General features: G+C 35.8%; 15 protein-coding genes. 10 read left to right on the top strand and 5 right to left on the bottom strand.

Going from position 1 to position 14509, the window contains the following annotated elements:
• Nucleotides 1-204: 204 nt before the first annotated feature.
• The 8 genes from H344_RS0100720 to murI all read left to right on the top strand — a co-directional run bounded on the left by H344_RS0100720 (nucleotide 205) and on the right by murI (nucleotide 8381).
• Nucleotides 205-861, top strand: a complete 657-nt coding sequence (locus H344_RS0100720) for a CBS domain-containing protein (RefSeq protein ID WP_026808528.1) — start codon at nucleotides 205-207, stop codon at nucleotides 859-861.
• Nucleotides 862-869: 8 nt separating this feature from the next.
• On the top strand, nucleotides 870-1751 hold the full coding sequence (locus H344_RS0100715) for an NAD kinase (protein ID WP_026808527.1): 882 nt from the start codon (nucleotides 870-872) through the stop codon (nucleotides 1749-1751).
• A 117-nt stretch (nucleotides 1752-1868) separates the two neighbouring features.
• Nucleotides 1869-2570: a type IX secretion system protein PorG gene (gene porG / locus H344_RS0100710; protein WP_026808526.1), complete on the top strand. Its 702-nt coding sequence runs from the start codon at nucleotides 1869-1871 to the stop codon at nucleotides 2568-2570.
• 7 nt (nucleotides 2571-2577) lie between these two features.
• The gene (locus H344_RS0100705; RefSeq protein WP_026808525.1) at nucleotides 2578-3315 is read left to right on the top strand and encodes an isoprenyl transferase; all 738 of its coding nucleotides are present in this window, start codon (nucleotides 2578-2580) and stop codon (nucleotides 3313-3315) included.
• Between the two features lie 16 nt (nucleotides 3316-3331).
• Nucleotides 3332-5899, top strand: coding sequence for a BamA/OMP85 family outer membrane protein (locus H344_RS0100700; protein WP_240484925.1), 2568 nt, complete (start codon nucleotides 3332-3334; stop codon nucleotides 5897-5899).
• 100 nt (nucleotides 5900-5999) lie between these two features.
• Entirely contained in the window at nucleotides 6000-6809 is an 810-nt protein-coding gene (locus H344_RS0100695) for an OmpH family outer membrane protein (protein WP_026808523.1), read from the top strand.
• An 89-nt stretch (nucleotides 6810-6898) separates the two neighbouring features.
• Nucleotides 6899-7408 (top strand): OmpH family outer membrane protein, encoded by a 510-nt coding sequence (locus H344_RS0100690; RefSeq protein ID WP_026808522.1) that lies wholly within the window; start codon nucleotides 6899-6901, stop codon nucleotides 7406-7408.
• A gap of 184 nt (nucleotides 7409-7592) precedes the next feature.
• The gene (gene murI / locus H344_RS0100685) at nucleotides 7593-8381 is read left to right on the top strand and encodes a glutamate racemase (RefSeq protein ID WP_026808521.1); all 789 of its coding nucleotides are present in this window, start codon (nucleotides 7593-7595) and stop codon (nucleotides 8379-8381) included.
• A gap of 110 nt (nucleotides 8382-8491) precedes the next feature.
• Here murI and H344_RS0100680 read toward each other — a convergent pair whose 3' ends face one another.
• Both H344_RS0100680 and H344_RS19485 read right to left on the bottom strand, forming a co-directional pair.
• Nucleotides 8492-8989: a dihydrofolate reductase gene (locus tag H344_RS0100680; protein ID WP_026808520.1), complete on the bottom strand. Its 498-nt coding sequence runs from the start codon at nucleotides 8987-8989 to the stop codon at nucleotides 8492-8494.
• Complete coding sequence (locus H344_RS19485; protein ID WP_034255914.1) at nucleotides 8989-9375, bottom strand: 2TM domain-containing protein; 387 nt, start codon at nucleotides 9373-9375, stop codon at nucleotides 8989-8991. Before H344_RS19485 ends, H344_RS0100680 begins: the two co-directional genes overlap by 1 nt.
• 58 nt (nucleotides 9376-9433) lie before the next feature.
• Between H344_RS19485 and H344_RS0100670 the strand changes: the two genes are divergently transcribed.
• Both H344_RS0100670 and H344_RS0100665 read left to right on the top strand, forming a co-directional pair.
• Nucleotides 9434-10510 (top strand): aminotransferase class V-fold PLP-dependent enzyme, encoded by a 1077-nt coding sequence (locus H344_RS0100670; protein ID WP_026808519.1) that lies wholly within the window; start codon nucleotides 9434-9436, stop codon nucleotides 10508-10510.
• A gap of 155 nt (nucleotides 10511-10665) precedes the next feature.
• Nucleotides 10666-10962 (top strand): isoamylase early set domain-containing protein, encoded by a 297-nt coding sequence (locus tag H344_RS0100665; protein WP_026808518.1) that lies wholly within the window; start codon nucleotides 10666-10668, stop codon nucleotides 10960-10962.
• Between the two features lie 199 nt (nucleotides 10963-11161).
• On the opposite strand, the gene egtD is transcribed toward H344_RS0100665, so the two are convergent.
• The 3 genes from egtD to H344_RS0100650 form a co-directional block, all read right to left on the bottom strand.
• Nucleotides 11162-12148 (bottom strand): L-histidine N(alpha)-methyltransferase, encoded by a 987-nt coding sequence (egtD, locus tag H344_RS0100660; RefSeq protein ID WP_026808517.1) that lies wholly within the window; start codon nucleotides 12146-12148, stop codon nucleotides 11162-11164.
• Nucleotides 12149-12178: 30 nt separating this feature from the next.
• A complete protein-coding gene (gene egtB / locus H344_RS0100655) occupies nucleotides 12179-13327 on the bottom strand; it encodes an ergothioneine biosynthesis protein EgtB (protein ID WP_034255911.1) in 1149 nt (382 codons plus the stop codon).
• Between the two features lie 166 nt (nucleotides 13328-13493).
• Nucleotides 13494-14318, bottom strand: coding sequence for a thymidylate synthase (locus tag H344_RS0100650; protein WP_026808515.1), 825 nt, complete (start codon nucleotides 14316-14318; stop codon nucleotides 13494-13496).
• Nucleotides 14319-14509 lie beyond the last annotated feature (191 nt).

Below are 14509 nucleotides of genomic sequence, written 5' to 3'. Positions count from 1 at the left end.
AGTGAAAGAATTTATCTAACGCGTTCAATAAGAGCAATTGCATTTTTTGGACGAAGAGTTGAGAGAAGGTTATCAGCTAAGTTATAGGCGTAGTCTGTGCTAAGTGATAAGAGTGAAGTTAATTTCTTACGCAATAATACTTGTGTCAATTTTGGTGCTACGGATATTTTATTAGTATTTTGCGTTATAATACAAATCAAAGTCATGCAAATCCAAGACAGCATATTAACATCAGTACCTGTTTTTAAAGTGACGGACTCTTTAAAAGAAGTGATCTTGTTCTTTAATCAGACTACCTATTCGCATATAGCGGTCGTGGATAATGGGGTGTATATAGGGGCGCTAGAGAAAAATGACTTAGAGAATTACGAGGTAGATAAGATTATTGAAGCGTATAGGTATCAGTTAGCTACTTTTTTGGCAAGACCTGAGGCTTCTTGGTTAGATGTGTTGGAGGTATTCTCTAAGAATGAAGCTAATGTGTTGCCTGTAGTGAATAAGGAAGGTAAAGTATTGGGTTATTATGATCTAATTGATATAGTAGATCTGTTTATAAACACTCCCTTTTTTACTGAGCCTGGAGGTATTTTGGTACTAGCCAAAGGAATTAAAGATTATTCGTTTAGTGAAATAGCGCAGATTGTAGAGAGTAATAACCAAAAGCTGATTGGAGCATTTATTACAGATAGTAGGAATGATGTTATACAGATTACCATTAAAATTGGATCTGAGCATCTCAATGAGGTAATACAAACTTTTAGACGTTACAACTATACCATTCTATATGGTAGCGACGATGATCAGTTTATTGAAGACTTAAAAGAAAGATCCGATTACTTGGATAAATACCTTAACGTATAATAATAACTATGAAGGTAGCCATTTACGGAATAGCTTACCAAGAGTCTGCAGTGGAGTATGTTTTGGAGCTCATAGAAGAGCTTCAAAATGAAAATGCAGAAATTTATTTCGAAGAAACATTCTATAGCTTTATGGAATTGAGAGGTAGGGTAGGCGATTATCCTACGTTTACCAATAAGAAGGGGTTAGATCGCAGCTTCGACATGTTTGTTAGTTTTGGTGGCGATGGAACTATTTTAAGAGCTACTACCTATGTTAGGGATTTGGATATCCCTATTGTAGGAGTAAATACAGGTCGCCTTGGATTTTTATCTACCTTTAAAAAGGAAGATGTAAGAAAGGTGGTGCGCGAGTTTGTTGCTGGAGCCTATACTATTGAAGAGCGAAGTTTGGTGGAAATTGCCGAGTCCTCTGATATTCCCGAGTTTGAGGAGTTGAATTTTGCGCTGAATGAAATTACTGTCAGTAGGAAGGATACTACTTCTATGATTACTGTAGAAACGTATCTTAATGATGAATATTTAACTTCATATTGGGCAGATGGTTTTATAGTGTCTACGCCAACAGGGTCAACAGGGTATTCTTTAAGTTGTGGTGGTCCTGTAATGGCGCCAACGGTTAAATCGTTTATCTTGACTCCTATTGCTCCACATAATCTTAATGCTAGGCCTTTAGTTATTTCAGATGATACGGTAATCCGACTCAAAGTGTCTGGAAGGGCAGAAAGTCATTTGGTTTCCTTGGATTCTCGTATAGCTGCGGTAGCCAATGGAAAGGAGATTTTAGTTAGAAAAGCGCCTTTTACTATAAAAATGATTGAGTATACTTCCGAGAGCTTCTTAAAAACTCTGAGGAATAAATTGTTGTGGGGAGAAGATAAACGTAATTGATTCTTAGAGGCTAGAACAATAAAAAAGTGTGAAACTTGTTTATCAAGATAGAACAAGAATGTAATTAAAATGCAGTCTAAGTGATTGTAATGGTTATATTTGCAAACTTTTAAAATAATGAGGTTTTTTCTTGCAGTACTTCTTGCGTTAGTATATACCGGAGTAAATAGTCAGACTTATGAAGTGGGGATATTTGCAGGAGGGGCTAACAATATAGGCGATGTAGGAAGGACTAATTTTATAATGCCTTCGGGGCCTGCTTTTGGCGGACTTTTTAAATGGAATATTAGTCAGCGATACGCATGGCGTGGAAGTGTAATTTATGGTGAGTTTACAGCCGATGATTCCAAGTCGAGTATGTCGTCTAGGGTTCAAAGGGGCTATAAGATGGATAACAGTATCTTAGAGGTGTCTGCGGGGCTAGAATTTAATTTTGTAGAGTATAATTTACATAGATTGGGTCCGGCTTTTACTCCTTATCTATATACGGGGGTCACTTATTTTAGGTATGGGTATCATTATTTTGATAATTCGGGATCTGATGCAAAATTTACGGATAAAGGGCAGAAAGATGGAGCGTTTTCTATTCCAATGACCGTGGGAATGAAAGTAAGGTTGAATCAGTTTTTGATTGCCGGGGCAGAGATTGGAGCTAGATATACTTTTACAGATAATCTAGATGCTAGCAATCCTTCTTTTCCTAATGAATTAAAAGATTATAAATTTGGAAATATTTTGAGTGATGATTGGTATGTTTTTTCTGGTATAACACTTACTTATACTTTTGGTAGAAAACCATGTCAGGATTCTTTCCGATAATACATATATGGATATCACAACAAAAAACAAAAAAGAACTGCCCAAGCATATCGCCATTATTATGGATGGTAATGGAAGATGGGCGAAGAAGCAGGGTAAACTTCGCGTTTTTGGCCATGAACAGGGTGTGAAGACCGTTAGAAGAACAGTAGAGGATTGTGCAAAATTAGGGGTAGAGTATCTTACTCTTTATACTTTTTCTACCGAAAATTGGAACAGACCCAAATTGGAAGTTGAAACTTTGATGCGCTTACTAGTATCTTCTCTTAAAAAAGAGCTAGTAACATTGAATAAGAATAATATTAAATTAAACACTATTGGTAATATCGCCACCTTGCCTAAAAGAGCTCATAGGGAATTGGTAGATGTGATGGCCAAAACAAGTGAAAATACCGGAATGGTGTTAACTTTGGCGTTGAGTTATGGTGCTAGGGAAGAATTAAAGAGTGCTATTCAACAGATTGCAACCAAAGTTAAAAATAATATAATTATTCCTGAAAATATTGACGAAACCATTATAAATAACCATCTTTACACGCATAATTTGCCAGATGTAGACCTGCTGATACGCACTAGTGGCGAGCAAAGGATTAGTAATTTTCTACTTTGGCAGATTGCATACGCGGAATTATATTTTATTGATGTATTTTGGCCCGATTTTACGGAACACCATTTATTGGAAGCTATTAAAAACTACCAGAACAGAGAACGACGATTTGGAAAAACAAGCGAACAACTTATCTAGAGGCATGGGAAGAATCATGACCCTGAATTTCATTACTGCACTTACCTTCTTTTTTTTTACTACTATAAATTACGCACAGGATCCCTCCTATGATGATGGGAAGCAGTATATTCTTGCTGGCTTGGAGGTTACTGGTCTGCAAAGCTATAACGAGCAGACGGTTAAAACCTATACGGGATTAAGGATAGGGCAGCCTATAACGGTTCCAGGCGATGAAATTAGTGCTGTAATTAATAAATTATGGGGGCTAGAACTTTTTACAGATATTAGTTTTTATATCACCAATATAGAAGGAGAGAATGTATACCTGGAGTTAAATATTATTGAACGGCCTACACTTACAGATGTAACCGTTTATGGGGTTAAGCCTAAAAAAGTCCCGGAAATTCTTAAAGATGCAGATCTTAAGAAAGGTAAGAAGATTACGGAGAGCTTAATTGCTAACACCAGAAATTACCTTCAAAACAAATATAAAAAGAAAGGATACCTCAATGCTACTGTTAATATTGCTACAGCTAAGGATACTGTAGATACCAATACTCAGAAAATGGTGATCAATATTAAAAAGGGTGAAAAGGTTAAGATTAATGATATTGTTTTTGAAGGAAACGAGCAGTTGTCCGATAAACAACTTAGAAAGGCCTTAAAAAATACCAAAAAGAAAAAGTTTTATCGTTTCTGGAAAAAATCTAAATATATAGAGGAAGATTATAAGGAAGATCTTGTTAACCTAGTAGATAAATATGCCGAGAAGGGATTTAGAGATGCTAGAGTGGTTTCAGATACATTTGTAAGAACAGGTGATAAGCTTATAGATCTTAAAATAAAAGTTGAAGAAGGAGATAAATACTACTTCGGAGATATAAATTTTGTGGGTAACACGGTATATTCAGATCGTCAGTTATCTAGAATATTGGGACTAAGGAAAGGAGATACCTATAATGGGGTGCTTTTGAGAAAGCGAATAGCCGATGATACTAAGCCAGATGGAAACGATCTTACGAATTTATATCAAAATAATGGATACTTATTCTCCAGTATTAATCCAGTAGAGATGTCTGCTGAAAATGATACTATTGACTTTGAGATTAGGATTATTGAAGGGAAAGAGACTTTTCTTAATCATGTAACTGTTGCGGGTAACGATAAGACTAATGATCATGTGATCTTTAGAGAATTGCGTACCAGACCAGGGCAACGTTATAATAAATCAGACATCATAAGAAGTATCAGGGAATTAGGTCAGCTTGGTTTCTTTGATGCAGAGCAAATTAAACCAGACATTCAAAACGCTAACCCTAATGAGGGAACAGTGGATTTAGCTTGGAACTTAGTAGAGTCTGGTTCTAGCCAAATAGAACTACAAGGAGGCTACGGTGGTGGTGGCTTTATTGGGACCCTTGGACTATCCTTTAGTAACTTTTCTGTTAGGAATTTATTTAATGGCGAGGCATATAAGCCAGTTCCAATGGGTGATGGCCAAACTTTTGCTTTGCGTTTACAAGCGAGTAGAACTTACAGGGTGTATAGCCTTAACTTCTCCGAACCTTGGTTAGGTGGTAAAAAGCCGGTACGTTTTAATATGTCCCTTTCTAGAACACAGCAATTTTATTATAACCCATACGTAAGTAGAAGGCCAGATAAAAGCAGAACATTTTCTATTACGGGATTATCAGCAGGATTAGCAAAAAGGGTACAATGGCCAGATGACTTATTTACCATTTCACACTCCGTAGGATATCAGTTATACGATTTCCAAAATTATAACCTAGGTCTTTTTAATTTTGGAAATGGACAATCTAATTCTATAGCCTATAGTTTGGGGATTGCAAGAAACTCGTCAGGACCGAGTCGAATTTTCCCTAGGACGGGCTCAAATTTTGAAGTGACTGCAAAGTTTACACCCCCGTTTTCTTTATTCAATAACAAGGATTACGATAAGTTGAATTCTGATCTTGAAGTAGCTGTTGCGGAAAAAAACAATGCAGAAATAGAGCGTATAGATCAAGAGCGATTTAAATGGTTAGAATTTTATAAGGTTAACTTTAAAGGGGATTGGTATACTAGTTTAGTTGGAGATTTAGTTCTTAGAACTAATGCGGAATTTGGATTTTTAGGTAGCTATAATGATAAAGTAGGTAAGGTGCCGTTTGAAAGGTTTTATGTTGGGGGAGATGGATTAGGAACCTATACATTAGACGGTAGGGATGTAATTCAATTAAGAGGATATGAAAATCAATCTTTAACTCCATACAGTGTAGATCCTGTTTCAGGTCAGCAGATACAAGATGGTGGAGTGGTATATAATAAGTACTCTTTAGAACTTAGATACCCGCTAACACTTAAGCCTTCTGCTTCTATTTATGGATTAGCGTTTTTAGAGGCGGGTAATGCCTTTAACAATTTTCATGACTTTAATCCGTTTGAATTAAAAAGATCGGCCGGAGTGGGGCTGCGAATTTTTATGCCTGCATTTGGACTTCTAGGAATTGATTTTGGATATGGATTTGATAAAGATTATAACCCAAATTCCGTTGGGCCTAGCGGATGGCAAACCCACTTCATTATTGGACAACAGTTTTAATTTATAAAATTATTTTGCAGTTTTATACAGTTTACTGTGCGTTTAAGAATGAAAAATTATTTTTGGCACGATATTTTCTATAGTATAAAACGAAGATATTATGAAGATTAACGTAAAATTACTTGTAGTCCTTTTTTTAGCCTTTACTACAGCTAGTCTTACTGCTCAAAGAGGAGTTAGAATAGGTTATGTAGATATGGAATATATCTTAGAAAATGTTGAGGAATATAGGGAGGCAAACGAGCAATTAGCCAATAGAGTTCAACGTTGGAAACAAGAGTTGGAAAAGGAGAAAATGGAGATTGAGCAGATGAAAAAGGATCTGATGGCAGAGAAAGTGCTTCTAACTGCAGAGTTAATTGCTGAACGTGAAGAGGAAATACAGATCCTGGAAAAGGAGATGTTAGAATATCAACAAAATAGATTTGGGCCTTCGGGTGATCTTGTCTTGCAGAAGAGGAGATTAATACAGCCTATACAAGATCAGGTTTTTAATGAGGTGCAAAAAATAGGTGCCAATAAAAGATATGATTTTATTTTTGATAAATCTGCAGATGTTGTAATGTTGTATTCCGAAAAAAGACACGATATTAGCGACTTGGTTTTAAGAGGTATCTCTAGAACTAGGAGGATAAGCCCTCCTGCCAAGAAAGACTCTAAAAGTAGTTTAGATGACTTTGAAGATGAAGAAGAGGAGTTAAGCGATGCGCTTTTAGAGCGTCAAGAGCGGATGAAACAAGCAGAGGAAGCTAGAGCTAAAACTGCTGATGAAAGAAGAGCTGAGCAGTTAAGAGTTAGGGAAGAGCGAAGGAAAGCTTATGAGGCAAGGAGAAAACAACTGCTAGAAGAAAGAGAAGCTAAAAGGAAAAAAGAAGCAGAAAAAAGAACTGGTAAAAAAGAGGAAGAATAACCACAGTTTAATAAGATAGTACTAGGAATAATTCAATCAATTATATAACTAAATTTTTTAAAATTAACATTCAAACATTAATGAGAAACATGAAACAAATAAAGAAAATTGCGGTAGCCATAGTTTTGTTCGTAGCAGCAACTGGGTTTGTTAACGCCCAAGCAAAGATTGCACACATAGATGTACAAGAATTGCTTTCCTCAATGCCTGAGATGAAGGCTGCTGATGCAGAACTTAAAAAGCTATCTGAAACGTATAGAGCCGATATTGAAAGTTCTATGACTGAACTTAGAAACAAATACACTCAATATCAGAACGAATCTGCTTCTAAATCTGAAGAAGAAAACCAAAAGAGAGCTTTAGAATTGCAAGGTTTTGAAAAAAATATTGGAGAGGCACAACAGACTGCGCAGCAAGAATTGCAAAAGAAACAGGCAGAGCTTTTAGGCCCTATTACAGAAAAGGCTAAAAAAGCTATAGAAGCTGTTGCAGCTGCTGAAGGAGTAGACTACGTTATTGATGCTACCCAAGGCGGTGGTCTTATTGTGGCGAAAGGAAAAGACCTTTTACCAGCAGTTAAGAAGCATTTAGGTTTCTAAGCAAAACGGATATAAAATTTTATAAAAAGAGTCATGCAATCGTATGGCTCTTTTTTTTGTTAAATAGTTATTGGTGAAAGATCCTAGCAGTCCTTAATATTATAGTAATTAAGGTGCTCAATGCTGTGCGAATCATTTTGGTAAAAGCAATAATAATGTAACTTTAGATTTTAAATTTCATTTAATGAGTTTAGGTCCAATAGGTATTTTTGATTCGGGAATTGGAGGCACTTCTATATGGCGAGAAATTAATAGGTTGTTGCCAAATGAATCCACCATCTATTTATCTGATAGTAAAAATGCACCTTATGGTGAAAAGTCCAAAGAAGAGATTTTACGCCTAAGTATTAAGAATACGGAATTCCTTATCAATAAAGGATGTAAGCTTATTGTTGTGGCTTGTAATACAGCTACTACGAATGCTATTAAAGAACTCCGAGATAATTTTGACCTTCCGTTTATAGGGATTGAACCTGCTATAAAAACAGCAGCTCTAAATTCCAAAACAAAAAGAGTAGGGGTTTTGGCTACAAAAGGTACCTTGTCTAGTAGTCTTTTTCACAGCACTTCTATGAGTCATGCTAGTGGTATACAGATAATGGAGCAAAGAGGTACAGGCTTGGTGGAATTGATAGAAAACGGGGAGCTTAACTCTCCTAAAACTAAAGCTCTTTTGGAACGTTATTTATCTCATATGGTTAACCAGGGTATAGATCAGCTGGTATTAGGATGTACTCATTACCCTTATTTAATTCCCTTGCTAAAAGATATTTTACCAGATAATGTTAAGATTATAGATTCTGGTGACGGAGTGGCTAGGCAAACCAAATATATTTTGGAAAAATATAATCTTATCGACCCTTCTGTTTCTAAAGCAGATTTTCAATTTTTCACTAATAAGGATGTGAAAGTGCTAGATAGTTTTGTTAAAGACGCCAGAGTACCCTATAAGGTCTCCTTTTTAGATTTTTAACTGATAGATTTGTGGAAAAAGGAACGCCTATAGGAAGTTCTCATATCATCCGCTGTGAAAGTATATTTAAGTGTCTTGATGTAGTCCCTAGAATTTGTTAGTACTGTCTTCTACGGCTTTCTTACATAGGTTAAATAGGTGAAATCATAGTTGTGTCTCTCGTCCTTTGGGTGGAACTCCTTTTTGGTTAGCTTCCATTCATTCTCATCAAAATCAGGAAAGAAGGTATCTGCTTCGAAGGATTCATGAACTCGTGTTAATTCTAATTGATTGGCATATTCTAATCCAAGTTGGTATATTTCTCCTCCTCCTATAATAAAAGCTAGGGGTTCTCCTTCTACTAGTTTTAAGGCTTCCTCAAGTGAGTGTACTACTATACAATCTGGATGGGGGATCTTATAATTGAGGTCCCTTGTAATTACAATATGTACGCGATTGGGTAAAGGTTTAGGAAAACTCTCAAAAGTTTTTCTGCCCATTATTATCTTATGTCCTGAGGTTCGCTTTTTAAAATACTTAAAATCATCAGGTAAATGCCATAAAAGGTCGTTGTCTTTTCCTAAGGCATTGTTCTCACCTGCAGCGGCAATCATCGATATAATCTGCATTACTCGTTATTTTTATTGATGCGAGACAGAGGGAAATCCGTTTCTATTTCTTTTTGTAACTCCGCAATCTTCTGTTTTTGTTTAGCAACTAATCGCTCTCTTTGTGATCTTTCCCATTGTGGGCCCATTAATTTAGAGGTCACAAAAACATCAAAGAGATGTATCACAAATAAAAAGGCCCATACCATAATAGCCCAGATAAACCAATCATAGGTTTTGCCATAGCCAAGGATTTTATTGATTATAATCATAAAAATACTGCCTATTAGAAATATGACGAAATGAGAAAACAAACGTTTCTTTTGTTTTATCCTTTTCTGAGCATCCTCCAGCATTTGGTGTTGCTCCAAATCTATTTTTGAGTCTTTTTTATTTCTGTTAAACATGCTAATAAGTATCTTTAGGGGTAAAGATACCAAAATACAAATCTTCATCAATTAGTTTATGAAAAACATCATTAAACAATTTCCGGTCTTAAATCAATTTGTTTATGCAGATACGGCTACTCAGGGCTTGTTATACGAAGGGTTATTAGATTGGCGACAAGAACATGATTTGGATGTTCTTATAGGTGGGAGAAAACTATTAACAAAGCAAGGGAAAATTATATCGGAAACTAGAAATACAGTGTCCCAATTTTTTAATTGTAAAAGAGATAACGTTGCCTTGGTGCCCAATTTTTCTATAGGGATGAACATATTGTTGGAAGGGATGGGGGAAAAGGAAAACGTATTGTTATTAAATAGTGATTACCCTTCTGTAAACTGGCCGTTCGAGTCAAGAACTCCTAACCTTTATTACGTAGATCTTTCGGAGAATATAGAAGAACATATTTACAATAAAATAAAATCGGAAAAAATAACAATACTTGCCTTAAGTTTAGTGCAATGGTTAAATGGATTTAAGATTGATATAGAATTCCTAAATTCTCTAAAAAAGGAATTTCCACATCTAATTGTTATTGCAGATGGCACCCAATTCTGCGGAACTGAAAGTGTGAATTTTGATAACTCGGGGATAGATGTGCTTGGGGCTAGTGGTTATAAATGGATGTTAGGAGGCCATGGAAATGGTTTTATGCTATTTTCTGATGATGTTGCAGATCGTTTTAGTTGTGCTGCAATCGGATTTAATGCTGCGAGGGGAAATTTGGAGGGTAAAGATGCCGTTAAATTTTCCAATAGATTTGAGCCTGGACATTTAGATAGTTTGGCATTTGGAAGCCTTAATTACTCCTTAAAGTTTATTTCTGCTATAGGAATGGACGTTGTAAACGAACAAATCCAAAAGCTTTCCAAAAAGGCATTAGCGGAATTTGGGGCCTTAGGGCTATTAGAATCCTGTGTGGTGAATAGAGGTAATCATAGTACCACATTTAATCTTTCTGTGGGGGAGAAGGGTCGCACTAAATTAATGCAGAACAATGTGCTCTTTGCAGAGCGAGGTGGTGGTGTTAGATTGGCATTTCATTTCTATAATACCGAAAATGAAATAGATAGCATTGTGAAAATCTTAAAATAATTGAATTTTATCATAGTTTTATGAAATTGTGTATCCTAATTTGAAAATCTACCTCCAAGAGTAATTCAAATATTATGAAATTGGTAAAATGATCTTGGTCATTGGCAATGAGGCATTTAATAATGTAATTTTGTAAAATATTTAAAATTTGAATTATGGCAATTTCTAAACAATATTTAAAGACTAAACCAATTTGTAAAGTAACTTTTTCTGTTGAAGCTAAGGATGCGAAAAAAGTAGCTGTTGTAGGGGATTTCAATAATTGGGACCCTAAGGAAAGTACCTTAAAGAAGTTGAAAAATGGCACCTTTAAGGGGGCTGTTAATTTGCCGAAAGATAGCACTTTTGAGTTTAAGTATCTGGTAGACGGGGAATTTGTAAATGAATTAGAAGGAGATGGCTTGAAGTGGAATGATTACGCTGGAGCTGAGAATTCCTTACTGATATTGTAATTCCTTGCGAATTATAAACATTACATTTTTTAAGGGATAAACTGCTTTTAGAAGGATACCTCTAAAATTCTGAAGTTTATCCCTTTTAGATAAGGACTAGAAGGAATGTTTTATCTATTGGAAATATAGAAGGATAAAGGATGCTTATTTCTTATTATTTTTTTTGGTGTACCTTAATGAGTACTTCGTTCGCAATAAGCTATAGCTTTTGCAGTGCAGTTTTGGTTAGAATGTAATTCTTAAAATACTTTTTATCGTCAGAGAATTGGGCAGTAATTTGTAGTCCTGCTGCTTTGGCCAACTCGGATATTAGCTCATCATCGTATTTTTGCGAAATCTCTGTATGAATAGTTTCCCAGGCTTTAAATTTCAATTCTAGGTCCAAGGCTGCAATCTGGACTTTCTGGTCAATTTTGGATACTAAAAAGCTTTTTGCAGTTCCGCTTTGCGGGTTGTATGACTCCCAATGCAAGAAGTTGTCTAGAATAAAGTTGGCGTCTAATTCCCTATTTATACGATGCAATAAATTTTTATTAAAGGCTTCTGTTACCCCTTTAGGGTCATTATACGCATTTAATATGGTTTGAGGATCTTTTTTCTGGTCACATCCAATGAAAATCATATCATTACTGTGCATCCCAGCTGCTAATTGAGATAGAAATGTAATTGCTTGGCTGTGGGATAGATTTCCAATATTAGATCCTAAAAAGAGGATTACATTTTTAGTGGATTCAGAAGATTCAATGGTTTTAAGCATGTTAAAATAAGTACCCTGCTTAGGGCTCACATTAAGATTTGGAAATTCTATAGATAGGGTGTTCTTTAGTTTTAGTAGTGCATTATTACTAATATCTATAGGTACATAGCAAAAGTTGGAGCTTTGTTTTTGAAGCTCCTCTAAAATAATCTTTGTCTTTTTCCCGTTTCCAGCCCCTAGTTCCACTAGGTTTAAAGAGGTGGTGTTCTTCAGGAATAGGTTGGTAATCTCTTCCCTGTTATTTTTCAGTATAGCTAACTCACAATCGGTTAAATAATATTCAGGAAGATTCATAATCTGCTCAAAGAGCAGGTCTCCTTTATGGTCGTAGATATATTTGGAGGCTAAATGTTTAGGAGATGCTGAGAGCCCTTCATAAACATCTTGAGCAAATTGAGCTTGAATTTTTATTAGGGTGTCTGCTTCCATAAATGGTAGTTTAGGTTAATATGGTGATTTTTATTGGGCTAATCTTATTCCTGTATATTGCCATCTTAGATGAGGATGAAAGAAATTGCGATATGTAATCCTTTCATGAAAGTTAGGGGTGGCCACAGAACTGCCTCTTAGTACTTTTTGGTTTACCATAAATTTACCATTGTATTCTCCTAGCGCTCCAGGAGCCTTTTTATATTGGGGATAGGGTAGATAAGCGCTTTCTGTCCATTCCCAACGCACACCCCACTTAAATTTTGTTGCTGCTATTTCCCATTCAAACTCCGTGGGTAGCCTGCAACCTTTCCATTGAGCATAGGCATAGGCTTCAAAATAAGAGATATGGGTTACGGGATGCTCTTCCTCAAGTTTTATTAAGCCTTCCATGGTGTAGTGCTGCCATTCTCCCTTAACTTGATGCCAATACAGTGGGGATTTAATATCATTGGTTTTTATCCACTCCCAGCCTTCTGAATGCCACAAATCAAATCTATCATATCCACCATCATTTATAAATTCTAAGTATTCCCCATTGGTAACTAATTTGTTAGATATAGCATATGGAGATAAGTAAACCTTATGTCTTCCCAACTCATTATCGTAGCAAAACGCTTCGCCAGAGTAACCAATCTCATAAACCCCTTCAGGGATGGATATCCATTCTTGATTAAGATCTTCGTTAATGTGTTCTTTAAATGAGGAGTCGTAGATAGGAAGCAAGGGGTTATTTCCTAAGATGTACTTTATGTCGGTGAGTAATAATTCTTGATGTTGTTTTTCGTGATGGATTCCTATTTGTGTAAGTTGAATTACTTCATCACTTGGGGCATTATTCAAAAGTGCTTCCATGTGTAAAGTCACATATTCACGATATTCGTAGATTTTATTTACAGAAGGTCTAGATAGATTACCGCGGTCTGCCCTAACTACTCTTTCTCCTATAGTTTCATAGTAACTATTAAAAATAAAGGAAAACTTTGTATCAAATACTATATAATCTTTTATGTGGGCTTTTAAGATAAACTCTTCAAAAAACCAGGTGGTGTGGCCTAAATGCCACTTTGGAGGTGATATGTCTACTATAGGTTGTACTACATAATCCTCTATTTCTAAGGGCTTGCACAAATTCTTAGTATGGATCCTTGTTTGTAGGAAAAAAGCAGTAATATCCATAATAATGGGTATAACATTGGTTTTGTCCTTTAAATTTACGGAATAATTTGATTATCGGGTTGGTTTATAAGGGAATGTATTGACTCATATCAATAAAAATGGGTCATTATCCGGTAAATTCGACAATGACCCATTTCGTTGGACTAACGCCCTGATAAAATTTATTTTAAACCGCTACAGCTCCTTTAATGTGAGGGTAGGGATCGTAATCTTCTAATGTAAAATCTTCGAACTTAAAGTTAAAGATATCTTTTACGTCTGGGTTAAGGACCATTTTAGGTAGTGGATTAGGGGTGCGACCTAATTGTAGTTTTACCTGTTCTATGTGGTTGTTATAAATATGTGCATCACCAAAGGTGTGGATGAAATCACCAGGCTGTAGATCACATACTTGCGCCAGCATTAAAGTAAATAAAGCATAGGAAGCAATATTGAACGGAACACCTAAAAATATATCGGCACTGCGCTGGTATAACTGGCATGATAGCTTTCCTTCTGCCACATAAAATTGAAAAAAAGCATGACATGGAGGTAGTGCAACTTTGCCGTTGGCCACATTTTCTGAAAAAGAAACGTTGGTATCTGGCAATACACTTGGGTTCCATGCAGATACTAACATGCGTCTACTATTTGGGTTATTTTTAAGGGAGTGAACGATGTCTTTAATTTGATCTATTTCTTCCCCATTCCAATTTCGCCATTGGTAACCATAAACAGGACCTAGGTTTCCGTTTTCATCTGCCCACTCATTCCAAATCCTTACCCCATTTTCTTGTAAGTAGGCAACGTTAGTGTCCCCTTTTAAGAACCATAATAATTCGTGGATAATTGATTTTAAATGTAGTTTTTTAGTGGTAATTAAAGGAAAGCCTTTGGCTAAATTAAATCGCATTTGATATCCAAACACGCTTTTAGTACCCGTCCCAGTACGATCCCCTTTTTGGATCCCGTTATCTAAAACATGTTTAAGTAAATCGTGATATTGTTTCATGTTCCTATCCTAATTATGCTTTAAAAAGCCGTAAGAAAATCTATATTAACCTGTAATTTGTCTGCAAGGCGAAATTAATGAAATCTACTGGTATGGGAGAAGGTGTTTCCCTTAAGTTATCATAAATTATTAACCGAATGTCTTAAATTAGGCGGGACTTAAGTTTTATTTAGAGGCCTTTAGCATTGGTG

The sequence above is a fragment of the Arenibacter latericius DSM 15913 genome (assembly GCF_000424985.1).
GTDB classification, from domain to species: domain Bacteria; phylum Bacteroidota; class Bacteroidia; order Flavobacteriales; family Flavobacteriaceae; genus Arenibacter; species Arenibacter latericius.
The sequence above is the reverse complement of the archived record's forward strand: the minus strand, read 5'-3'. Positions and strand labels throughout refer to the sequence as shown.

Excerpts from the sequence above, each read along its gene's own strand:
- H344_RS0100720 (WP_026808528.1), top strand. The coding sequence starts at position 205 with ATGCAAATCCAAGACAGCATATTAACATCAGTACCTGTTTTTAAAGTG.
- H344_RS0100715 (WP_026808527.1), top strand. The coding sequence starts at position 870 with ATGAAGGTAGCCATTTACGGAATAGCTTACCAAGAGTCTGCAGTGGAG.
- porG (WP_026808526.1), top strand. The coding sequence starts at position 1,869 with ATGAGGTTTTTTCTTGCAGTACTTCTTGCGTTAGTATATACCGGAGTA.
- H344_RS0100705 (WP_026808525.1), top strand. The coding sequence starts at position 2,578 with ATGGATATCACAACAAAAAACAAAAAAGAACTGCCCAAGCATATCGCC.
- H344_RS0100700 (WP_240484925.1), top strand. The coding sequence starts at position 3,332 with ATGACCCTGAATTTCATTACTGCACTTACCTTCTTTTTTTTTACTACT.
- H344_RS0100695 (WP_026808523.1), top strand. The coding sequence starts at position 6,000 with ATGAAGATTAACGTAAAATTACTTGTAGTCCTTTTTTTAGCCTTTACT.
- H344_RS0100690 (WP_026808522.1), top strand. The coding sequence starts at position 6,899 with ATGAAACAAATAAAGAAAATTGCGGTAGCCATAGTTTTGTTCGTAGCA.
- murI (WP_026808521.1), top strand. The coding sequence starts at position 7,593 with ATGAGTTTAGGTCCAATAGGTATTTTTGATTCGGGAATTGGAGGCACT.
- H344_RS0100680 (WP_026808520.1), bottom strand. The coding sequence starts at position 8,989 with ATGCAGATTATATCGATGATTGCCGCTGCAGGTGAGAACAATGCCTTA.
- H344_RS19485 (WP_034255914.1), bottom strand. The coding sequence starts at position 9,375 with ATGTTTAACAGAAATAAAAAAGACTCAAAAATAGATTTGGAGCAACAC.
- H344_RS0100670 (WP_026808519.1), top strand. The coding sequence starts at position 9,434 with ATGAAAAACATCATTAAACAATTTCCGGTCTTAAATCAATTTGTTTAT.
- H344_RS0100665 (WP_026808518.1), top strand. The coding sequence starts at position 10,666 with ATGGCAATTTCTAAACAATATTTAAAGACTAAACCAATTTGTAAAGTA.
- egtD (WP_026808517.1), bottom strand. The coding sequence starts at position 12,148 with ATGGAAGCAGACACCCTAATAAAAATTCAAGCTCAATTTGCTCAAGAT.
- egtB (WP_034255911.1), bottom strand. The coding sequence starts at position 13,327 with ATGGATATTACTGCTTTTTTCCTACAAACAAGGATCCATACTAAGAAT.
- H344_RS0100650 (WP_026808515.1), bottom strand. The coding sequence starts at position 14,318 with ATGAAACAATATCACGATTTACTTAAACATGTTTTAGATAACGGGATC.